This is a genomic window from Pseudomonas sp. Ors-4-3C (assembly GCF_055755035.1).
In genome coordinates this window covers 2,590,983-2,610,629 of record NZ_CM146900.1, presented here as the reverse complement: position 1 = coordinate 2,610,629, position 19,647 = coordinate 2,590,983, and the positions used below count along the sequence as shown (strand labels likewise).

Annotated in this window: 21 protein-coding genes; 8 read left to right on the top strand and 13 right to left on the bottom strand. The window is 60.2% G+C overall.

Annotated elements, in window-relative coordinates; genetic code table 11:
* Positions 1 to 50: 50 nt before the first annotated feature.
* Positions 51 to 2,507: an autotransporter gene (locus ACVHNU_RS11650; protein ID WP_473019789.1), complete on the bottom strand. Its 2,457-nt coding sequence runs from the start codon at positions 2,505 to 2,507 to the stop codon at positions 51 to 53.
* A 190-nt stretch (positions 2,508 to 2,697) separates the two neighbouring features.
* Here ACVHNU_RS11650 and acuI point away from each other — a divergent pair, with 190 nt between their 5' ends.
* Together acuI and ACVHNU_RS11640 are read left to right on the top strand one after the other, a co-directional pair.
* Entirely contained in the window at positions 2,698 to 3,681 is a 984-nt protein-coding gene (gene acuI / locus ACVHNU_RS11645) for an acrylyl-CoA reductase (NADPH) (protein WP_473019788.1), read from the top strand.
* Between the two features lie 60 nt (positions 3,682 to 3,741).
* Complete coding sequence (locus tag ACVHNU_RS11640; RefSeq protein ID WP_473019787.1) at positions 3,742 to 4,200, top strand: GyrI-like domain-containing protein; 459 nt, start codon at positions 3,742 to 3,744, stop codon at positions 4,198 to 4,200.
* Here ACVHNU_RS11640 and ada read toward each other — a convergent pair.
* The 5 genes from ada to ACVHNU_RS11615 all read right to left on the bottom strand — a co-directional run bounded on the left by ada (position 4,197) and on the right by ACVHNU_RS11615 (position 7,328).
* Positions 4,197 to 5,264 carry a bifunctional DNA-binding transcriptional regulator/O6-methylguanine-DNA methyltransferase Ada gene (ada, locus tag ACVHNU_RS11635; protein WP_473019786.1) on the bottom strand — a complete coding sequence of 356 codons (1,068 nt, stop codon included), beginning with the start codon at positions 5,262 to 5,264 and terminating at the stop codon, positions 4,197 to 4,199. The genes ACVHNU_RS11640 and ada overlap by 4 nt on opposite strands.
* Positions 5,265 to 5,351: 87 nt before the next feature.
* Positions 5,352 to 6,017, bottom strand: a complete 666-nt coding sequence (gene alkB / locus ACVHNU_RS11630) for a DNA oxidative demethylase AlkB (RefSeq protein WP_473019785.1) — start codon at positions 6,015 to 6,017, stop codon at positions 5,352 to 5,354.
* Positions 6,018 to 6,022: 5 nt separating this feature from the next.
* A complete protein-coding gene (locus ACVHNU_RS11625; protein WP_003225399.1) occupies positions 6,023 to 6,733 on the bottom strand; it encodes a 2OG-Fe(II) oxygenase in 711 nt (236 codons plus the stop codon).
* A 93-nt stretch (positions 6,734 to 6,826) separates the two neighbouring features.
* Positions 6,827 to 6,997: a hypothetical protein gene (locus ACVHNU_RS11620; RefSeq protein ID WP_473019784.1), complete on the bottom strand. Its 171-nt coding sequence runs from the start codon at positions 6,995 to 6,997 to the stop codon at positions 6,827 to 6,829.
* A gap of 28 nt (positions 6,998 to 7,025) precedes the next feature.
* A complete protein-coding gene (locus ACVHNU_RS11615; protein WP_003225394.1) occupies positions 7,026 to 7,328 on the bottom strand; it encodes a DUF1883 domain-containing protein in 303 nt (100 codons plus the stop codon).
* Between the two features lie 212 nt (positions 7,329 to 7,540).
* Between ACVHNU_RS11615 and ACVHNU_RS11610 the strand changes: the two genes are divergently transcribed.
* Both ACVHNU_RS11610 and ACVHNU_RS11605 read left to right on the top strand, forming a co-directional pair.
* The gene (locus ACVHNU_RS11610) at positions 7,541 to 7,897 is read left to right on the top strand and encodes a hypothetical protein (RefSeq protein ID WP_262141107.1); all 357 of its coding nucleotides are present in this window, start codon (positions 7,541 to 7,543) and stop codon (positions 7,895 to 7,897) included.
* Positions 7,898 to 7,969: 72 nt separating this feature from the next.
* Positions 7,970 to 8,200: a hypothetical protein gene (locus tag ACVHNU_RS11605; protein WP_473019783.1), complete on the top strand. Its 231-nt coding sequence runs from the start codon at positions 7,970 to 7,972 to the stop codon at positions 8,198 to 8,200.
* Between the two features lie 3 nt (positions 8,201 to 8,203).
* Here ACVHNU_RS11605 and ACVHNU_RS11600 read toward each other — a convergent pair whose 3' ends face one another.
* A complete protein-coding gene (locus ACVHNU_RS11600; RefSeq protein ID WP_003225390.1) occupies positions 8,204 to 8,491 on the bottom strand; it encodes a hypothetical protein in 288 nt (95 codons plus the stop codon).
* A 151-nt stretch (positions 8,492 to 8,642) separates the two neighbouring features.
* A complete protein-coding gene (locus tag ACVHNU_RS11595) occupies positions 8,643 to 8,828 on the bottom strand; it encodes a hypothetical protein (protein ID WP_401061806.1) in 186 nt (61 codons plus the stop codon).
* 258 nt (positions 8,829 to 9,086) lie between these two features.
* Here ACVHNU_RS11595 and galU point away from each other — a divergent pair, with 258 nt between their 5' ends.
* The gene (gene galU, locus ACVHNU_RS11590) at positions 9,087 to 9,926 is read left to right on the top strand and encodes a UTP--glucose-1-phosphate uridylyltransferase GalU (RefSeq protein WP_007912230.1); all 840 of its coding nucleotides are present in this window, start codon (positions 9,087 to 9,089) and stop codon (positions 9,924 to 9,926) included.
* Positions 9,927 to 10,267: 341 nt separating this feature from the next.
* Here galU and ACVHNU_RS11585 read toward each other — a convergent pair whose 3' ends face one another.
* Together ACVHNU_RS11585 and ACVHNU_RS11580 are read right to left on the bottom strand one after the other, a co-directional pair.
* A complete protein-coding gene (locus ACVHNU_RS11585; RefSeq protein ID WP_473019782.1) occupies positions 10,268 to 12,016 on the bottom strand; it encodes a phosphoethanolamine transferase CptA in 1,749 nt (582 codons plus the stop codon).
* A 200-nt stretch (positions 12,017 to 12,216) separates the two neighbouring features.
* Complete coding sequence (locus ACVHNU_RS11580; RefSeq protein ID WP_003225385.1) at positions 12,217 to 12,399, bottom strand: DUF6026 family protein; 183 nt, start codon at positions 12,397 to 12,399, stop codon at positions 12,217 to 12,219.
* Positions 12,400 to 12,650: 251 nt separating this feature from the next.
* On the opposite strand from ACVHNU_RS11580, the gene gnd reads away from it, so the two are divergent.
* The 3 genes from gnd to ACVHNU_RS11565 are packed head-to-tail and all read left to right on the top strand — an operon-like array spanning position 12,651 to position 15,981.
* The gene (gene gnd, locus ACVHNU_RS11575; protein WP_473020065.1) at positions 12,651 to 13,655 is read left to right on the top strand and encodes a phosphogluconate dehydrogenase (NAD(+)-dependent, decarboxylating); all 1,005 of its coding nucleotides are present in this window, start codon (positions 12,651 to 12,653) and stop codon (positions 13,653 to 13,655) included.
* Positions 13,652 to 15,175 (top strand): glucose-6-phosphate dehydrogenase, encoded by a 1,524-nt coding sequence (gene zwf / locus ACVHNU_RS11570; protein ID WP_003225382.1) that lies wholly within the window; start codon positions 13,652 to 13,654, stop codon positions 15,173 to 15,175. Before gnd ends, zwf begins: the two co-directional genes overlap by 4 nt.
* Complete coding sequence (locus ACVHNU_RS11565; RefSeq protein WP_473019781.1) at positions 15,172 to 15,981, top strand: HAD family hydrolase; 810 nt, start codon at positions 15,172 to 15,174, stop codon at positions 15,979 to 15,981. The genes zwf and ACVHNU_RS11565 overlap by 4 nt, the downstream gene beginning before the upstream one ends.
* 124 nt (positions 15,982 to 16,105) lie before the next feature.
* On the opposite strand, the gene nhaB is transcribed toward ACVHNU_RS11565, so the two are convergent.
* From nhaB to ACVHNU_RS11550, 3 genes are all read right to left on the bottom strand, one after another.
* Positions 16,106 to 17,608 carry a sodium/proton antiporter NhaB gene (gene nhaB, locus ACVHNU_RS11560; RefSeq protein ID WP_473019780.1) on the bottom strand — a complete coding sequence of 501 codons (1,503 nt, stop codon included), beginning with the start codon at positions 17,606 to 17,608 and terminating at the stop codon, positions 16,106 to 16,108.
* Between the two features lie 68 nt (positions 17,609 to 17,676).
* Positions 17,677 to 18,963, bottom strand: a complete 1,287-nt coding sequence (locus ACVHNU_RS11555) for an NHL repeat-containing protein (protein WP_003225376.1) — start codon at positions 18,961 to 18,963, stop codon at positions 17,677 to 17,679.
* Positions 18,964 to 19,243: 280 nt separating this feature from the next.
* Positions 19,244 to 19,510: a hypothetical protein gene (locus ACVHNU_RS11550; RefSeq protein ID WP_003225374.1), complete on the bottom strand. Its 267-nt coding sequence runs from the start codon at positions 19,508 to 19,510 to the stop codon at positions 19,244 to 19,246.
* Positions 19,511 to 19,647: the final 137 nt, after the last annotated feature.

Here is a 19,647-nt window from a genome sequence, read left to right as displayed (position 1 = left end):
CCGGCCCCAGGGCCAGTCCGATTTTTTCGCACACGGACAGTCGCGCGCCGTCAGCGTCGATGAAAACCACCGCCACCGCCACCGCCGCCTCCAAATGACCGGTTCATGACTTGCGAGGAATTGTGAAAGTTGTTGGTTCGCTGGTTGCCGAAGTTACGTGCGGCCGACTCGCGATTGAGGTTTTGCAACTGGGCATTGTTGTTGACCGGTGCCGTGCGAGTCGGGCTGCCCTTGACCATCGATTGCCAGCCGTTGTCGGTTTTCTTGTAAACGTTGCCGTCGTGCCCGGCGTAGACGTTGTCGCCCACTCGCGCGGCGCCGCCGTTACGTCCTTTCACGCCGCCATATTGTGTGGTCTTGTCAGTGTTGGGGTTGTACACCGCGCCACGATTGGCGGTGACCTGGGTGCCATTGCGAGCATTGCCTGCGGTCACTTTTCCACCGGCGATGGCGCCACCGTTCGGCCCGACCACCTCACCACTGCGCCCGGCCGCGTAATTGCCGTTGTAGACATTGTGTACGGCACCGCGCTGGCCTGCGGCTGCAATGCCGGTGCGCGAGTTGTAGGAGGAGCCGACCTGGCCGGCCCAGCGATTGCCGGTCCAGGCGTTGTATCCGGCGCCATAGCGACTCACCGTCGCGCGGTCGCCCCATTGCCGATAGATATTGCCGGTGGTGCCGGCCCAGCCACCGGGCCCCCAGGCCACGGCGCCCCCGCGATAGCCGTAAGCGGCGCCGCCCCAGGCCAGCGGCGCGGGGTACAGGCGCGGGCCCCAGGCGTAACCCCAGCCGTAATTGCCCCACCATGGATAAGCGCCCCAGCCCCAACCCATCGCCACGGTGTTGCCGCCCCAGCTCCAGCCGAAGCCGAAACCGAAGGTCCAGCCAGTCCACGGCGTGTAGCGCATGGCGACGCCGAAACCGTAGGTCACCGGCGGCCCGTACCAGACGCTGCCGACCCACGGCGTGTAGGGATAACCGGTGCCATAGACCACCACACCCGTGGCCGGATCCAGATTCGATCCTTGATAGCCGGGGGTGTAGCCCACCACCACGGTATCGCCGCTGGATTCATAGACTTTGACGTAGGTGAGGTAATGCATCGGTGAACTCGGCGGGATCGAATAGATCACCGCCGGTACGGAGCTGGCCACGGCCCACGGTCCGTTAACCGAGGTGGCGCTGAACCAGATACCGTTTTCCACCGCATACCAGCTGTCGCTGTCGACCCGAATGATCGGCGTCGCGCTGTTGACCACGTATTGCAGCGGCGTGCTGTTGATCGCCTTCAACTGCGGCTCGCCATCGAACTGCGGCGCGGTCATTTTCACTGCGCTTTTCTTGATCGCCGAGGTTTGCGGAATGGTTGCAGCGATCGCGGCTTCCCTGGCCTGTGGCGTTCCGGCGACCGACGCCTTGACGTTCTCTTTCGGGCTGTCATCCGGGATATTGGCGAAGTCTGCCGGCAGTTTGTCAGCCGGGGTGAAGGTCCATGGGCCTTGCATGTCAGCGGCGCGGAACCAGCGGCCGGAGATCAGCACGTAACTGTTCTGGTCGCCGATTTCCTTGAAGATATGCCCGGTGGTATTGCTCACATACAGCAGACGGGTGCCCTGTATCGGCAGCCACTGCGGCGCGCCGTCGGTGACGATCAGTTCAGTGGGCGTGGTGGCGATGAAGATTTTCGGTTGCGGTGATTTGGCCAGACTCGGAACCTTGTCTTTCGGATCGCTCTGGCCGGTCAGCAGATCGACCTGACGACTCTGGATCGCCGCCTGTTTGGCTTTCTCCAGATCAGCCGGCGGCGTGGCCAGCCGGGTGTATTCGCCGTTCAGGCTACCAGCGACCATCCAGCCGTCGAACACGTGCAGGTAGTGTTTGCCTTCGGCGTCCTTGAGCAATAGCGGACGGGTGTTGATCACCCGTTGCAGCCCGGTGCCCTCGACCGCCCGGTAGACGGCGTCGCCATCGATGTAGACGAGCAGGGCAGGGACGTCGGAACTGATGATCGCGGGCGGGGTATTTTCCAGTGGCGCGCTGTCGGCTTTCTGCTCTGCCGACAGCACGCCGACCGCGGCTTCGAGTTGATCGAGGGATATGGTTTTCTTGCGGCTTTCGGCATCTTTTTGCAGGGCTCCAAGCCAGACGTCGGCCTGACTGGCATCGGCGGGGAAGTCGGCCTTGATGATCTTGTATTGATCCAGCGCGACCCAGCGCGTGGCCTTGTCGACCAGCGTGTGCGCGCTGAACTGGACAATGCCGAAAGTGGGTTTGCCATCGGCTCCGGTGGCTTCGACGGCAGCGCGGGCATTGAGGGTGTAGCCATCCCAACTGTCGAGTTGCGGCTGATACACGGTGAGTCTGGCCTTGCCGCTGGTAATCACTTGCGGCCATGTCGGCGCGCTGCCCGCAGTGTCTTTCGTCGCAGGGGGGGAGGCTGCCCAAGTGTTGCCAATGATCAGCAGGCACAGCATCAGCATCGCTAGCAATGAGCGCGGGTAAGGCATTGTCAGCTCCATCGACAGGGGCCGCTTTCAGCAGGGATGACAGCGAAAGCACGACCGTCGAAAAAGCATAGCCGCCCGCTTCACAATTACTTGGCGGATTTGCGAATTGGCGCAAAGTCGGGTGGGGCAATGTGTTGCTTTGTGTTATTTCAGGGCACGAGGATTTGAAATCATTGATTGAGAGGCAGCCATGTTCAACGGCATTTTGATCGAAAAAGACGACAGCGGTTACCGCGCCAGCCTGCAGCAGATCAGCGAAGCACAGTTGCCCGATGGCGACGTGACGGTGAAGGTCGCGTACAGCACGCTGAACTTCAAGGAAGGTCTGGCGATTACCGGCAGCAGTCCGGTGGTGCGCAAGTTTCCGATGGTGCCGGGGATCGATCTGGCGGGCACGGTGGAAGTCAGTTCGCATCCCGACTACCAGGCCGGTGATCAGGTGCTGCTCAATGGCTGGGGGGTGGGCGAAAGTCACTGGGGCGGGCTGGCGCAGAAGGCGCGGCTCAATGGTGACTGGCTGATTCCGTTGCCCAAAGCCTTTACCGCCGCGCAAGCCATGGCCATCGGTACCGCCGGCTACACGGCGATGCTGTGCATTCTGGCGCTGGAGCGTAACGGCGTGACCCCGGATCAGGGCGAAGTGCTGGTGACCGGCGCCAATGGCGGGGTGGGCAGTTTCGCCATCGCCTTGCTCAGCAAGCTCGGTTATCGCGTGGTGGCGTCCACGGGCCGGGTGTCCGAGCATGAGTACTTGAAACAACTGGGCGCCAGCGAGATCATCGACCGCGCAACCTTGTCGGAGCCGGGCAGACCGCTGGCCAAGGAACGTTGGGCCGGGGTGATCGATTCGGTCGGCAGTCACACCTTGGCCAACGCTTGCGCCAGTACCCGCGCCGAGGGCACCGTCGCTGCCTGCGGTCTGGCTCAGGGCATGGATTTTCCGGCGTCGGTGGCGCCGTTCATTCTGCGCGGCGTGACGCTGGCGGGGATCAACAGCGTAACTCAGCCCAAAGCGCGGCGGATCGAGGCCTGGGCGCGTCTGGCCAAGGATCTGGACTTCGCCCTGTTGCCATTGATCAGTCACGAAATCGCCCTGAGCGATGCCATCGACGCGGCACCTGAGCTGCTTGCCGGACAGCTTCGCGGCAGGGTTGTGGTCGACGTCAATCGCTGACAAAGTAGGCGTCATTGCGGCCCGTGTGGCCGCATTTCTATTCAGGGAGCGGTAATTTCGATGGACTTGAAACGACAGCAAATCGACGCCTTCACCGTTGCCGGCCTGCGCGTGCGTACCACCAACGCCACAGAGCACCAACCCGAAACCGCGAAAATCGGCCCGATGTGGGGCCGGTTTTTCGGCGAGGAATTGGCCGAAACCATCCCGGGCAAGTCAGCCAACTCAGCCATTTATGGCGTGTATTCGGCTTACGAGTCGGATGCCTCGGGCGAGTTCGATGTCACTGCCGGCGTCGCCGTGAATGCCCCGACCAAAGACTTCGAGTCGGTCCTGATCGAGGCGGGCGAGTATCTGGTATTCGAAGCGCAGGGGCCGTTGCCTGACGCGGTCATCTCGACCTGGGGAAAGATCTGGAAGTTCTTTGAGGAGAATCCGCAGATCCAGCGCCGTTACGTTACCGACTTCGAGGCCTATACCGGCCCCGAGTCCGTGTCGGTCTACATCGGCGTGCGCTAAGGCTGTGTTTCGCGCTCCAGCAGTTGGCGCTTGCGCTCTACGCCCCAGCGATACCCCGAGAGATTGCCATCGCTGCGCACCACGCGGTGGCAGGGGATCGCTACGGCCAGACGGTTGGCGCCACACGCCTGCGCCACGGCGCGCATCGAGGTCGGCGCACCAATGCGTTGAGCGATCTCGGCGTAACTGGCGGTGCGGCCCGCCGGGATTTCCCGCAGTGCCTGCCACACCCGTTCCTGAAATGCCGTGCCGCGTACGTCCAGTGGCAAGTCGAGGCCCAGTGCCGGGGCTTCGATGAAACCCACCACCTTGGCAATCAACTGTTCGAAGCCGGTATCGGCGCCAATCAGGTTGGCCAGACGGAACTGATCCTGCAGGTCGCAGACCAGTTGATGTGGATCATCGCCCAAGAGAATCGCGCACACGCCGCGTTCGCTTTGCGCCACCAGAATCGCCCCGAGCGAGCATTGGCCGACGGCGAAATGAATGTCGTTGTTGCGCCCGGCAGCGCGATAGTCTCCGGGCTTCATGCCCAGGACCTTGTCGGCTGATTCGTAAAAGCGACTGTTGGAGTTGAAGCCGGCGTCGTACAGCGCATCAGTGACCGAGCCGCCACCCGCTAGCCGTTCCCGCACCCTGCGCGCGCGATGCGCCGCTGCGTAACCCTTGGGCGTCAGACCGGTAGCGGCCTTGAACACCCGGTGAAAATGGAAAGGACTGAGGCCGGCAGCTTCGGCGAGCTCGCTGAGCGCGGGCGCCGTTTCGCAAGACTCGATCTGGCGGCAAGCCATCGCCACAGTCGCGGCGTGTTGGCTGGCGACGTCAGTCTGATCCTTGCTCGTGCGCTTGCTCGGCCGGTAACCCGCCGCCTCGGCGGCTTCGGCGTTGTCGAAGAATTCGACATTCTGCGGCTTGGGCAACCGCGACAGGCTGCTCGGGCGGCAATAGATGCCGGTGGTCTTCACCGCGTAGACAAACTGCCCGTCAGCCCGAGGATCCCGCGCAACGACGGCAGCCCAGCGTGGATCGGTTTCAACGTTGATGATTGGCGACAGCTTTTTCATGGCGAGTAGTCCGTTGACCTGTTTGATTCAGGTTAACCAGCGGCGATGTTCGTAACACTCCGGGCCTTGCGGTCAAACTTTTCAGGATCATCCAGCAACACGAAAAGTCAGGTTGATCCGCCGTTCGCCCAGACGCGGATGCTGGCCGGGCTTGATCGGCAGCACCCCGTGAAAACGCAGGCGATCGACGCCGCCCCAGATCACCATGTCGCCGTGCAGCAGAGGAATGCGCTGGCTCTTGTCGCTGCGGGCAAAACCACCGAACAGGAACATGGCCGGCAAGCCCAGGGACAGTGAGACGATCGGCGCGGCGTAGGCATTTTCGTCTTTGTCCTGATGCAAAGACATCTTGGCCCCGGGGATATATTGGTTGATCAGGCAGGAATCTGCGCGGAAGTCGGCAAATCCTGCACGCTGCGCCGCTGTCTGTGCCAGCTCGGACAGCACTTGAGGCATCGCAGGCCAGGGCTTACCGGTCAACGGGTCCACTGCGCTATAGCGATAACCGCTGCGGTCGGTGATCCAGCCCAGTGCGCCGCAACTGCTGGTGCCCACCGACATGCTGAAACCGCCCGGCGTCATCATGTGACGCAACGGCGCTGCGGCGAGAACGGCATCCAGCGCCGGCAGCAGTTGATCGAGCACCGGCAGGGCGAAGCCGCGCAACACCCACGATTGATCGCCGATCTGTTCGGTACGGGGTTGCTGCTCGGGTTCGTGGTCGGCGAACAGGTCGAAAGTGGTCGGTTGCATGCTGCTCAGGACGCGTCGTGGAAGATGATGCCTAGGGTATGCCGATTTCCACTGTGCAGGCGACTGACGCCGTGACGCATGGTCACCCGGTAGTCGCCGCGTGTGCCTCTGACCGGGCGCTGGTTCACTGCGAAAAGCACTGCATCACCCTTGTGCAGATCCACGACGTGTGGACGCGACTGCATGCGTGGACGTTGCTCGGTCATGACGAACTCGCCGCCGGTAAAGTCTTGCCCCGGCGCTGACAGAAGAATCGCCACCTGCAGAGGGAAAACCAGTTCTCCATACAGATCCTGATGCAGGCAGTTGTAGTCCTGCGGGCCGTATTGCAACAGCAGTGGCGTCGGTCGCAACTGGCCGGCGGCGTGGCACTGCTGCAAAAACTCGGCATGGGTTGCGGGAAATCGGACGGGCAAATTCATGCGTTCGTACCAGCGATTAGCCAACGGCATCAGGCGTGGGTATAGCGCGTTGCGCAGACGTTCGAGGGTGGTCGGAAGGGGATATCGAAAGTATTTGTACTCCCCGCGACCGAAACCGTGGCGGGCCATGATGACCTGCGAGCGAAACGGTTCGGTCTGTGAATACAGGGCGCTCAAGCGCTCACAGGCTGGCGCCGACAGCAACGAACGGATGATGGCGTAGCCGTATTGATCCAGTTGCTGCTCCAGGCTGGGCCAATCGAGCGCATCCAGCCGTGACGGGGACATTGACATGCTGACTCCTGAACACTTGGTCTAGGCTGTCAGTCTGGGCAAGTCCCTGCTGCAGAACACCCCGCCGCTTGCGGTTGAATTCGACGGACTGGGTTACAGGGCTTTGCTGACGGCGATATCGCTGATCACGTCACCGGTCTGGCCGTGGATGGCATCCAGTGCAGCCTTGGCTTCTTCCACGGTGCCGTGCTCCAGTTGCGCGAACTCGAAGCGGCGATCACCGTTGAGCTTGTATTTGATGACGTATTTGGTCGTTTGGGCCACGGTCGTACTTACCTTGTGTTAGGGCGACTCAGCTGAGTTTGGTGCTGGAGCGGCGGATGATCTTGATCGAGTGGGTCAGGTTCGGTTTGCGCGTGACGCTGATGGCGCGACGGCTGACGGTGTCGATGGTGATGTTCCAGAAGCCGGTGCTCGGCGCGGTGATGCGCGCAGGAAACTTGTCGAAAGCGCCGCCGTGGTAGGTGTGGCGTCCGCCATTCTTGAACGCGCGGAAGTTGGCGTCGTTCATCAAACGGATGTTGCAGGTTTGCGAGCATTGGATGACGACAATGTCGTCTTCGTTGAGGTGCTCGCGCTGGTGAATGAATTTCATGGGCGCCTCCAGAAGGGCTTTTTCTACTAAATCAAAACGATAGCATGTGCGATTGGCGCAGTTTATCAGCCCGAACGGGTTATTATCCCGCCGTCGAGCGCTGCTTTGACAATTAAAAACAGTTATTCGCGATTCGATGCGGGTTTAATGGAGTAAGCCTCGGAGAAAAATGGCATTACTGCTGTCCGAGGGTCTTTATGGGAGGTATTTGTATGAAGTGGGGTGTGGTGTGTCTGCCGTTGATGTTGGTCATGGGTGGTTGCGCGAGTGTTTCCGAAATCAATGAAACCTTGCCGACCATGAGCGTGATTTCCGGCAAGAAACCCCATGAGTATGCTCAGTGCCTTGCGGACAAGCTGGCCAGCAGCCGTGGCGCGCTGCAGATGCAGCCGCACAAGGATGGCGTGCGAGTGATTGTCCCCGGGAAATTTTCCACTGGCGCGGCAGCGGTGTTTGACATCGACGACCGCTCCGGCGGCAGCAGCATCAAGCTGCATGAGCGCATGTCCAATGTGCCGATTCGCCCTCGTGACGTGCAAAACGCCGCCAATGCCTGTATTTCCGGCTGATAGAATAGCGGCCATCAGCACCGATGCCGTCACAGTCATGCTGTGACGGCATTTTCATTTCTGGAGTCGCGCATGAAGCGAGAGCAAGTACGGGAACGGCATGCAGAGGGCCTTATCTCTGCCACGCATGTCATTCAAAATCCGGCGAACCCGGGTGAGTGGATCGTGTTTTTCAAGAAGAGCGCCGGTCGCAGCTATTTCCTGGTGGACGATAACGACGAAGTCGAATCCTTTGGCCGGCTCGACGACTTGATCGAGATCGTGCGTGGGCTCGGGATCAAATTCGCCGAGATTCACATGTAGGGTCTATTTGCAGACCACCACCACGCTACGGTTTTTGTAGTTGCCGACATCGACCCCCAAAGTCTTGTCGCTTTCTTTGGGTGCCGGCGTGCCATCGGTCCCGACAATGCGATAACCGGTGCCGGCACAGGAGGCATCGGCCTTCTCATAGCAGGTGGCCCAGGAGTTGGCCTCGCCCGAGCAATCGATGGTCAGGCCCTGTTCGCCGTTGTTCAGGTAGGTGGTTTGCGAGGTGGCACAGCCACCCAGGGCCAATACCGCGATCAGCGGCAGCAATCTGTTCATGTTCATAGGTGTGTCGTCTTCAGCGATGGAGGGGCTAAACGCTCTGACAGCGCCGGAGTGAAAAGGTTATAGCGATTGGCCACTTGTTTGCGCTGGTGTGCCCGGCAGTCACAAAAAGCCCTGCACAAGGGCAGGGCTCGGGACGTGTCGCAACCGATCAGTCCTGATCTTTGCCACGGCGTTTGGACGATGCCGGTGTGTCGGTGAACACCGACGCTACATCAGTCGCCAACTGCTCGCTGTCGAAAGGCCCGGCGATGTGTTCGCCATTGGTAGTGGTCAGGCTCCACTTGCCGTCTTTCTTGTCGATCACATACCCGTTGATGATTTTTACCGCGGCCATCTATCTGTCTCGTTCGCTGGTTCAAAGGCGCCATGATACCGACAAATCCTCACATTGGGGGACGATGAGCGTATGGTGATGCAGCGCATTTGCGTGTTTGAGCTACTCTGTTTTCGCGGGTCGAAGACGCCAACGGAACTATCGGAGAGAATATTTCTCTATGTTGGCATCGGTTAGCCAGTGCGGGGCATTGTAAGGTGCACGCCGCCTGATTAGACTGCGCCGAAACTCGTACACACAGCCCTTTCAAGGACTTATATGATCAAGAAATGCTTGTTCCCAGCAGCCGGTTACGGTACTCGCTTCCTGCCAGCGACTAAAGCCATGCCCAAAGAAATGCTGCCGGTGGTAAACAAGCCACTGATCCAGTACGGCGTTGAAGAAGCTCTGGATGCTGGCCTGACTGAAATCTCGATCGTGACCGGTCGTGGCAAGCGTGCTCTGGAAGACCACTTCGACATCAGCTATGAGCTGGAAAACCAGATCAAAGGCACCGACAAGGAAAAATACCTGGTCGGCATCCGCAAGCTGCTCGACGAGTGCTCGTTCTCCTACACCCGTCAGACCGAAATGAAAGGCCTGGGCCACGCGATTCTGACCGGTCGCCCACTGATCGGTGACGAGCCGTTCGCCGTGGTACTGGCGGACGACCTGTGCGTCAACCTCGAAGGCGACGGCGTACTGACCCAGATGGTCAAGCTGTACAAGCAGTTCCGCTGCTCGATCATCGCCATTCAGGAAGTCGATCCGCAGGAAACCAGCAAATACGGCGTGATTGCTGGCGAGATGATCCGCGACGACATCTACCGCGTACACAGCATGGTCGAGAAGCCAAAGCCGGAAGACGCTCCGTCGAACCTGGCAATCATTGGTCGTTACATCCTGACCCCGGACATCTTCGATCTGATCGAGCAGACCGAGCCAGGCAAGGGTGGCGAAATCCAGATCACCGACGCCCTGATGAAGCAGGCCCAGAACGGCTGCGTAATGGCTTACAAGTTCAAGGGCAAGCGTTTTGACTGCGGTGGCGCCGAAGGCTACATCGAAGCCACCAACTTCTGCTTCGAGAACTTCTACAAGACCGGCAAGGCTTACTGATAGCGCCGGATCTGCATCGCGACGGGTGTTAAAGCACCCAAGTGAATGTACCCACAAACGCCCCGACCTGTTCGGGGCGTTTGTTTTTGTGCTGGAAAACCCCTTGAGTCCAGCAGTGCGGTTCACTGGTGCGCTCTGAGCGCGCTGGCTGCTTTTTCAAGGGGAGGGCACCTTCGAGCATGCTGGCTGTGCCGATTCCCTTCAGACGGCACAGCAGAGCCCCGCACAAGCGAGCAACCTGTCCGCCCGGAACAAAAAAAGCTCCGTATCTTGCGATACGGAGCTTTTTCTTTATACGTTGCGCCGCTTGCGATCTCTCGAAACCGGCGCCTTCCAGGCCGTTACTGCTGCACGACATTCGCTGCGGCAGGCTCGACCTTTTTCGGCTTCATCAGGCTGAAGTCGATCAGGGCGCGCTGCTCACGCTCGTACGGGTTGCCGATCATCAGCGGACGCGGCTTGAAGCTGTCGCTGACCAGGCTCTTGCTGCGGTCCAGTTCATCGAAACTCAAGCCGGCCATGTCTGCCCAAGTGTGGATCAGGTGCGAGCTGCTGTACGGCCGGCCGAGGTCTGCGGCGAAGTTCCAGTCATGGTTCTCGCGCCATTTCGGCGAAGCCCAGGCCATGAACGGAATGGTGTACATCGGCGCGGTCGGTTTGTTCTCGTTACGGCCGAGGGTGTTGTGGCCGGCGGAGTCGAACACGTCTTCACCGTGGTCGGAGAGGTACAGCAGGAAACCGTTCGGATCGGACTTGGCGTAGTCCTTGATCAGGCTCGACACCACGAAATCGTTGTAGAGCACGGCGTTGTCATAGCTGTTGTAGGTCGGCACCTGGTCATCACGCACGCCGGCCGGCACGCCGGTACGATCCTGGAACTTGTCGAAGGTCGGCGGATAGCGGTACTGGTAGCTCATGTGAGTGCCGAGCAGATGCACGACGATCAGCTTGCGTTGAGCCGGATCAGTCAGCGCCTTGTTGAACGGCTCGATCACGTCACCGTCGTACTGCGCGGCGTTCTGATTACGGTTGTTGTTCAGGTACACCTGCTCGTCGGCCTGTTCGGAGAAGGTCGTGAGCATGGTGTTGCGCTTGGTCATGGTCTGCTGGTTGGTGATCCAGAACGTCTTGTAGCCGGCCTGTTTCATCATGCTGACCAGCGAAGGCGTCGACAGGTACAGATCCGGGTTTTCTTCGTCAGCGAAGGTCAGGACCTGTTGCAGCGCTTCAATGGTGTATGGGCGCGGAGTGATGACGTTGTCGAACACCGCGAGCTGATCCTTTAGCTTGTCCAGCTCCGGCGTGGTCTTGCGCGGATAGCCGTAAAGGCTCATGCGCTGACGGTTGGTCGATTCGCCGATCACCAGCACCAGGGTCGAAGGTTTATCGGCGTCTGCAACCTTGAGGTTATGCAGCGGCGGGACCTTGCTGGTGCTGTGCAGCATCTCTTCCATGCCGGCCAGCGTATCGAGGTAGCGGTGGTAAGCCACCGCCATCTGCCAAGGCACGGCTGGCTCGATGCGGTCTTCGAACTTCTCGAAACCGCCGGCGAAACTGCCGGTGCGCTGGGTTTGTTTGATCAACGGGTAGCCAACCACGGCAATCAGGATCGCCAACGCGGCAATGAAAGCGCGGCCACGGGGCATGTAAACCGGGCGCAGGCGCGTCCACAGGAAGTAGGCGAAAGCGGTATGGGCGAGGAACGCCGGGATCATCCACCACGCGAAGTACTGGGTCATGTACTCGCCTGCCTCAGACACGTTCGACTCGAACATGATGAAGATGACGCTTTGCGAGAATTCCTGCTGATAGATGAAGAAGTAACCCAGGCTGGCCATCGAGCAGGCCCACAGAACCACGCCGATCAACGCGGCGAGCAGTTTGGTGCGCTTGGGGAACGCCAGCATCGGGGCGAGCCAGAGCGCACTCATCACGAAGGCTTGACGGAAACCGCTGAAACCGGAGGTGCCGGTCAGCTGGATCAGCAGTTGGGTGATTCCCGAGAAATACCAGAAGAACGCGAACAGCCAGAGAACACCGGCCCAGTCGAAACCTGTCGCAGTCGTTTTGCTGCGTTTGAACAATGCCATTCAGCACTCCAGCTCATCGTCACTAACCACCGTCGGAGCGCTACATCAAAACCGACGAACGGAAGCCGCGCGCAAACGCACGGCCAGAATGGGCCGGAGTATCACCAAGGCAGTGTGAAAACTTTGTTAGTTGCTGATCAGGGGCGGGGGGGCATCATGTCGGGAACGACAGGTGCCGTTCCCGAAGCTGGCGAGACAGGTCAGGCGTGCGGATTACGCTGGACAACCGGCAGAGGTTTGGGCTGGGCGCCCTGAGTCAGCGAGCGCAGCTGCGCCAGCTCCTGCTTCAACTGGTCGCGCTCGTCTTTCAACTGGCGCAATTCATCACGACGGATCGTGACGTACAGGGTTTGTGGAGGCATTGCTGTGTGTACTGTGCCCATTGCTCACCTCGCAAATGGCGTGTCTCAACTGCAAATCGTCCCCGCGTCGGGGCTACTGACTTGCTATCGGCGCCAATTTTGATTTCTTTTGCACGTGAATGGAACTTTTTTATTTTTCATGGTCGGTGTGTCTTCGGCACGTTTCCCGACGTTATCAGTCTGGATCGGGCACAATGCCCGGAAACTTCCCACCCGACGCTCTGGACTAACCTCCATGGATCACGTTGGGCTATAACCTTTGACACACATTTATTTGCAGTAAGGAGCATCAGCACATGCAACTCGGGATTATTGGACTGGGCCGCATGGGCGGCAATATTGCGCGGCGCCTGATGCTCAACGGTCACACCACCGTTGTTTACGACCGCAATACCGCTTTTGTCGACACCCTGGCCTCCGAGGGCGCTACGGGCGTTGCCGACCTGCCGGCCCTGGTGGCAGGCCTGGCCAAGCCACGCGCCGTGTGGGTCATGCTGCCGGCCGGCGCACCGACCGAAGACACCATCAACACCCTGAGCGACTTGCTGGAAGCCGGTGACACCATCATCGACGGCGGCAACACCAACTATAAGGATGACATCCGCCGGGCCAAGACTCTGTCCGAGAAAGGCCTGCACTACATCGACGTCGGCACCTCCGGCGGCGTCTGGGGCCTGGAGCGCGGCTATTGCATGATGATCGGCGGCGATGCCGAGACCGTCAGCCGTCTTGACCCGCTGTTCGCTGCGCTGGCACCGGGCATGGGCGAGATTCCGCGCACCAAGGACCGCAAGTCCGATGATCACCGTGCCGAGCACGGCTACATTCACGCCGGTCCTGCCGGTGCCGGGCACTTCGTGAAGATGATCCACAACGGCATCGAGTACGGCATGATGGCCGCGTTTGCCGAAGGCTTCGACATCCTCAAGACCAAATCCAGCGAGCGCCTGCCGGAAGACCAGCGTTTCGACCTGAATGTTGCCGACATCGCCGAAGTCTGGCGTCGTGGCAGCGTGGTTTCGTCCTGGCTGCTGGACCTCACCGCCGACGCGCTGGCCAGCGATCCGAAGCTCGACGGTTTCTCCGGTTCGGTGGCTGACAGCGGCGAAGGCCAATGGACCATCGAGGCGGCCATGGAACAGGCAGTGCCGGTGCCGGTGCTGTCGAACTCGTTGTTCTCGCGCTACCGCTCCCGCGGTCAGGGCACCTTTGGCGACAAGATCCTTTCGGCCCAGCGCTTCGGCTTCGGCGGCCATGTGGAGACACCGAAAAAATGACCCATACGATCCGCAGGAAATCCAAGGCAGAACCCGCTCCACCGACCACGCTGTTTCTGTTCGGTGCCCACGGTGACCTGGTCAAGCGCTTGCTGATGCCGGCGCTGTACAACCTGAGTCGCGACGGCCTGCTGAATGATGGCCTGCGGATCGTCGGCGTTGACCACAACGCCATTAGCGATGAAGCCTTCGCGCAAAAACTCGAAGACTTCATCCGTACCGAAGTGGCGGCGAAGGTCGGCAAGGGCGATCAGATGCTTGATCCGGCCTTGTGGGCCAAGCTCGCCAAAGGTATCAGCTACGTCCAGGGTGACTTCCTGGACGACAGCACCTATTCAGCGCTGGCGGCGAAAATAGCCGACAGCGGCACTGGCAATGCGGTGTTCTACTTGGCCACCGCGCCACGTTTCTTCAGTGAAGTGGTGCGCCGTCTCGGCGCGGCCAAACTGCTTGAGGAAACCCCCGAGGCGTTCAGAAGGGTGGTAATCGAGAAGCCGTTCGGCTCCGATCTGCAAACTGCCGAAGCATTGAACGCCTGCCTGCTCAAGGTCATGTCCGAGAAACAGATCTATCGGATCGACCATTACCTGGGCAAGGAAACCGTGCAGAACATTCTGGTCAGCCGGTTCTCCAACAGCCTGTTCGAGGCCTTCTGGAACAACCATTACATCGACCACGTGCAGATCACCGCAGCGGAAACCGTCGGTGTTGAAACCCGTGGCAGTTTTTACGAACACACCGGCGCGTTGCGGGACATGGTGCCCAATCACCTGTTCCAGTTGCTGGCGATGGTCGCCATGGAACCACCGGCCGCGTTCGGCGCTGACGCCGTGCGTGGCGAGAAGGCCAAAGTGGTCGGCGCGATCCGCCCCTGGACGGTCGAGGAGGCGCGAGCCAATTCGGTACGCGGTCAATACAGCGCCGGTGAAGTCGATGGCAAAGCGTTGAACGGTTACCGTCAGGAGCCGAACGTTTCGCCCGACAGCAGCACCGAAACCTACGTCGCGCTGAAAGTCATGATCGACAATTGGCGTTGGGTCGGTGTGCCATTCTATTTGCGCACCGGCAAGCGCATGAGCGTACGCGACACCGAGATCGTCATCTGCTTCAAACCGGCGCCGTACGCGCAGTTCCGTGACACCGAGGTGGACGAGCTGCAGCCAACCTATCTGCGTATCCAGATCCAGCCCAATGAGGGCATGTGGTTCGACCTGCTGGCCAAACGGCCGGGACCGGCGTTGAACATGGCCAACATCGAGCTGGGGTTCGCGTACAAGGACTTCTTCGAGATGCAGCCGTCCACCGGCTACGAAACGCTGATCTATGACTGCCTGACCGGCGATCAGACGCTGTTCCAGCGTGCCGACAACATCGAGAACGGCTGGCGTGCGGTGCAACCGTTCCTCGATGCCTGGCAGCAGGATTCCAGCGTGCAGAGCTACGCTGCCGGTGAAGATGGCCCACAAGCCGCCAATGATCTGCTGACTCGCGATGGTCGCGTCTGGCATGGTCTGGGATGAGTAACTCGATCCGTTTTTTACTGAGTGACATGGACGGCACACTGTTGCAGCCCGATCACAGCCTGAGCCAGCGCACCCTCGACGCGGTTCGCTCGTTGCGCGAGGCGGGCGTGTTCTTCAGCCTGGCCACCGGGCGCCCGCCCAAAGCCATGTTGCAGCAGATCGAAGCCTTGGGTATCGACGTGCCGACAGCGGCGTTCAACGGCGGCACCATCGTCAAGCCTGACGGCACGCTGCTGGCTGCGCACTATCTGCCGGTAACGGTGGCGCTGACGGCTTTGGCGACGTTCATCGATCAGCCAGGTGTGGAAATCTGGGTGTTCAGTGGCGGTGACTGGCTGCTCAAAGACCCCAACGGGCCAATGGTGCCGCGTGAACAGCACGGTCTTGGCTATCCGCCGGTGGTGGTGGAGAGTTTCGAGCCATATTTGCAAAGGATCGACAAGATCGTCGCCACCAGTCAGAACACGGATCTGCTGATTGAACTGGAAGCCCGTTTGTTGACCAAGGTTGAGGGACAGGCGCAGGTTTCACGTTCGCAACCGGTGTATCTGGACGTCACGGCGCTGGAGGCTAACAAGGGTACCGCGCTGTCGACGATTGCCGAGTACCTGAACGTGCCGCTGGAGCACACCGCCGCGATTGGCGATGGCGGTAATGACCCGGCGATGTTCCATCGTGCCGGGTTCTCGATCGCCATGGGGCAGGCGGAAGAAGCGGTGCGACGGCAGGCCGATGCAGTGACCGCGCCAAACACCGACGATGGCGTGGCGCAGGCGATCGAGAAGTACATCCTCGGTCGCTGATTCACCCGGAAACAAACTGTGGGAGCGGGCTTGCTCGCGAATGCGGTGTGTCAGTCAACACATCAAGTGCCTGATACTCCGTCTTCGCGAGCAAGCCCGCTCCCACAGTTTTAATCGCGTGTTGTCAGAGCCAGTAACTCACCGCATACCACCCCAGCAACCCCATCACCACGGTGTATGGCAACGCCATCCACACCATCCGCCCGTACGAAAGGCGCACCAGCGGCGCGATCGCCGAGGTCAGCAGGAACAGGAACGCCGCCTGACCATTCGGCGTCGCCACGCTCGGTAGGTTGGTGCCGGTGTTGATCGCGATCGCCAGTGTCTCGAAATGCTCGCGGCTCATGTGCCCGGACAGGAAAGCCTGTTTCACTTCGGTGATGTAGATGGTGGCGACGAACACGTTGTCGCTGATCGCCGAGAGCAGGCCGTTGGCAATGAACAGCATGCCCGGTTGTTGCTCCGCCGGCAGGGCCAGCACCCACTGGATCAACGGGGCAAACAGCTGTTGATCGTGAATCACCGCGACCACGGCAAAGAACACCACCAGCAATGCAGTGAACGGCATGGCGTCTTTGAAGGCGCTGCCCAGGCGATGCTCGTCGGTGATGCCAGTGAACGCGGTGATCAACACGATCACCATCAGACCGATCAGGCCGACCTCGGCGACATGAAACGCCAGGCAACCTATCAGGATCAACGCAGCAGCGCCTTGCACCAGCAGGGCGGCACGCTGGCGCGGTGTGCGTTCGGCGTTGTCTTCGGCGGCGTAATTGGCTAGCACGGCACGCACGTTGTCCGGCAGCAGGGTGCCGTAGCCAAACCAGCGCAATTTTTCCAGCAGCATGCAGGTCAGCAGGCCCGCCACCAGTACCGGCAGCGACACCGGCGCGACCTTCTGGAAGAACTCTGCGAAGTGCCAGCCCATCTCATGGCCGATCAGCAGGTTCTGCGGCTCGCCCACCAACGTACAGACCCCGCCGAGTGCGGTGCCCACCGCGCCGTGCATCAGCAGGCTGCGCAGGAATGCGCGAAACTGTTCGAGATCGTCATGGTGCAGGGCTGGCAGGTGCCGGTCGTCGCTGAATTCGCTGTCCTGGCGCGGATCGTTGCCCGAGGCTACGCGGTGGTAAACCGAATAGAAACCGACCGCCGCGCTGATGATCACCGCCGTCACGGTCAGCGCATCAAGAAACGCCGACAGAAACGCCGAGAGAAAACAGAACATCAGCGCCAGCAGCGTCTTGGAGCGCACGCCGAGCAGCAGGCGCGAGAACAGAAACAGCAGCAGGTCTTTCATGAAGTAGATGCCTGCGACCATGAACATCAGCAGCAGGATCACCGGAAAGTTGTGCACCAACTCATCGTACAGCGCCTGCGGCGTGGTCATCTTCAGCAGCAGGGCTTCGATCAGCAACAACCCGCCGGGCATCAACGGATAGCACTTGAGGGCCATGGCCAGGGTGAAAATGAACTCGATCACCAGCAGCCAGCCGGCGGCGACCGGGCCGACAGTGAACAGCACCACGGCGTTGAGGATCAGGAACCCGACGATGCACGCCTTGTACCAGCGGGGCGAATGCCCGAGGAAATTGTGCGCGAACGCCTGGGCCAGTGAACCGGACATCGGTTGCTCCTTGTATTAAGAAGCGCGCAAGTTGCCGCAAGTGTCTGGCAAGTTCAAGTCCGCGGGAGTTATTGATTCAGATAGCGCGCGACCATGGCGCGGTAGTTGCCGTCCAGTGAATAGCCGCCAACCAGGATGCGCCCGTCTACCTGCACGGCGAGTGAATTGGCGGTGTCCAGGCTGTGCCCCAGACGCGTGCGTAGCCAGCCGCCGTTGCCGAACTGCGCGTCGAGTCGTCCGTCGAGCAGATAGCGCGCCACGATGAAATCCGCTTCGATCCCGCCAATCGTTGCACCCACCGCGATGATTCGGCCATCAGCCATGCATTGGGCTGCGCTCCACTGGCAACCGCTGGGACCGATTTCCAGCAGATGCGGGAGGCCTGAGTTGTTGCGCAATTCCGGACGACCATTGCGGTGAAGGCTCAGCGCCAGGCAGCGGATCGGATCACGACTGCTGCCAAAGCAGTGCAGATGCTCCTGCGACTCGATGACCTGACTGACCATCGCGCTTTGGCCGTGGGCCTTGAAGGCGAGGAAACCATCCACCGCGAAACGTTCATCAAGGCGCCCGTCAGGCAAATAGCGCGCGACCAGCCCCTCTTGGGGGAAGTCAATTGAGCCAGCGACGAGGATCCGCCCATCTTCCTGCAATACAAGGCTGCTGAGCCAGGTGTTGAGCAGCAGATGGCGGATCATCACGAAGCCGCGGCCATTGAAGCTTGTATCGAGCTCGCCGTCTGGCATCAGGCGGATCAGCATGCCGGCATGGTCGGCAAGTTCGAAGTGGTGATTGGCGATCAGCAGAATGTGCCCGTCGTCTTGCACGGCGATGTCGCAGGCTTCGGCGCCTGGCACACCGGGCGGTAGCCAGGTATCGCGGGAACCGATGGACAGGTCTCCGGGCAGGCGCACTACTTTGCAGCCATTTTCGCCAAAACCCGGGTCGGGAATTCCGTCGGCGCTGAACAGGGCAAGGGCGGGCAGGGTGCGATGGGTGTTTTGATAATGCAGCCCGGCCAGCAGGATTCGCCCGTCGGGCAGCACCTGGACCTTGCCACCCGTGGCTTCAAAACCGCGTTCAAATTCACCGATCACACTGCCTTGCTGTCCAAACGCGAGGTCGGCCGAACCGTCAGCGAGTATTCGCGCCAGACCAAAACGACTGCCTTGGGCAGTGCCGATCTTGGCGGCGACCAACACGCGTCCCTGTCGGTCCAGCGCAACATCCTGGGTCATGCTGGAAACACTGCCGGCGAAATAGACTTGGGCAACGCCAGTGTTGGCAAATTGTTTGTCCAGTTGTCCGCAGGTATTGAGTAGTGCCGGGCGCGCAAAGGCGTTCTCGGAGGACATGCATGCTTCTCCTTGCAAGTTGACCAGGCCCGAATCGGGCGGGTAACTGCATGAGCGGAACATTCAATCCCTGAATACACGCAAGTTCAACTGACAGAACTAACAGGTGGAGGGTCGCACTGTGCCATAACAGTGTCTTTTTGAACCAAATGAAAGCCTGCCAAGCAGTGGCGCCTGACGCTTGAAGGAAAGTTGTACAAAAGTACTGGAGATAAACAGCAGTTTGTAACTAACGAAACACAAAGCGGATGACCTGAATGTCATCCGCATGGCCCTCTGATCAGTGCGGCATCGACCACGACTGCAGCAGGTAACCTTCTTTGCTCAATTCAGCACGGGCCTGTTGCAACAGCAATTCCAGCTGCGCCGGGTCGGAGTAGGCGCTGCTTGGGATCTGCTGGCGGCCGATATGCGAGTTGGTGCGATCGATGACGGTCAGGTTCAGTTCACCGTTGCCGTCTTGTGGGGCCCAGGCCACGCACTGGAAGGGTTTGAACGCGTGGTTGGCAATCAAAAGAGCTTCGTTGATACGGAGCGGGGCGGTCATGGGGTCTTCTCTCTGTCGTGCCCAATCAAATGATCTGCCGTCGGTTGGGCTTACCGTTCGGCTGGTTACTTGTACTGATGCACGCAACCCCGTGGCAGGTCACACACGACTTAAAGAAATTTCAACTTTGTTGCTGA

Bases quoted from the DNA above. Each gene is read 5' to 3' on its own strand.
- ACVHNU_RS11650 (WP_473019789.1), bottom strand. From the start codon at position 2,507: ATGCCTTACCCGCGCTCATTGCTAGCGATGCTGATGCTGTGCCTGCTG.
- acuI (WP_473019788.1), top strand. From the start codon at position 2,698: ATGTTCAACGGCATTTTGATCGAAAAAGACGACAGCGGTTACCGCGCC.
- ACVHNU_RS11640 (WP_473019787.1), top strand. From the start codon at position 3,742: ATGGACTTGAAACGACAGCAAATCGACGCCTTCACCGTTGCCGGCCTG.
- ada (WP_473019786.1), bottom strand. From the start codon at position 5,264: ATGAAAAAGCTGTCGCCAATCATCAACGTTGAAACCGATCCACGCTGG.
- alkB (WP_473019785.1), bottom strand. From the start codon at position 6,017: ATGCAACCGACCACTTTCGACCTGTTCGCCGACCACGAACCCGAGCAG.
- ACVHNU_RS11625 (WP_003225399.1), bottom strand. From the start codon at position 6,733: ATGTCAATGTCCCCGTCACGGCTGGATGCGCTCGATTGGCCCAGCCTG.
- ACVHNU_RS11615 (WP_003225394.1), bottom strand. From the start codon at position 7,328: ATGAAATTCATTCACCAGCGCGAGCACCTCAACGAAGACGACATTGTC.
- ACVHNU_RS11610 (WP_262141107.1), top strand. From the start codon at position 7,541: ATGAAGTGGGGTGTGGTGTGTCTGCCGTTGATGTTGGTCATGGGTGGT.
- ACVHNU_RS11605 (WP_473019783.1), top strand. From the start codon at position 7,970: ATGAAGCGAGAGCAAGTACGGGAACGGCATGCAGAGGGCCTTATCTCT.
- ACVHNU_RS11600 (WP_003225390.1), bottom strand. From the start codon at position 8,491: ATGAACATGAACAGATTGCTGCCGCTGATCGCGGTATTGGCCCTGGGT.
- ACVHNU_RS11595 (WP_401061806.1), bottom strand. From the start codon at position 8,828: ATGGCCGCGGTAAAAATCATCAACGGGTATGTGATCGACAAGAAAGAC.
- galU (WP_007912230.1), top strand. From the start codon at position 9,087: ATGATCAAGAAATGCTTGTTCCCAGCAGCCGGTTACGGTACTCGCTTC.
- ACVHNU_RS11585 (WP_473019782.1), bottom strand. From the start codon at position 12,016: ATGGCATTGTTCAAACGCAGCAAAACGACTGCGACAGGTTTCGACTGG.
- ACVHNU_RS11580 (WP_003225385.1), bottom strand. From the start codon at position 12,399: ATGGGCACAGTACACACAGCAATGCCTCCACAAACCCTGTACGTCACG.
- zwf (WP_003225382.1), top strand. From the start codon at position 13,652: ATGACCCATACGATCCGCAGGAAATCCAAGGCAGAACCCGCTCCACCG.
- ACVHNU_RS11565 (WP_473019781.1), top strand. From the start codon at position 15,172: ATGAGTAACTCGATCCGTTTTTTACTGAGTGACATGGACGGCACACTG.
- nhaB (WP_473019780.1), bottom strand. From the start codon at position 17,608: ATGTCCGGTTCACTGGCCCAGGCGTTCGCGCACAATTTCCTCGGGCAT.
- ACVHNU_RS11555 (WP_003225376.1), bottom strand. From the start codon at position 18,963: ATGTCCTCCGAGAACGCCTTTGCGCGCCCGGCACTACTCAATACCTGC.
- ACVHNU_RS11550 (WP_003225374.1), bottom strand. From the start codon at position 19,510: ATGACCGCCCCGCTCCGTATCAACGAAGCTCTTTTGATTGCCAACCAC.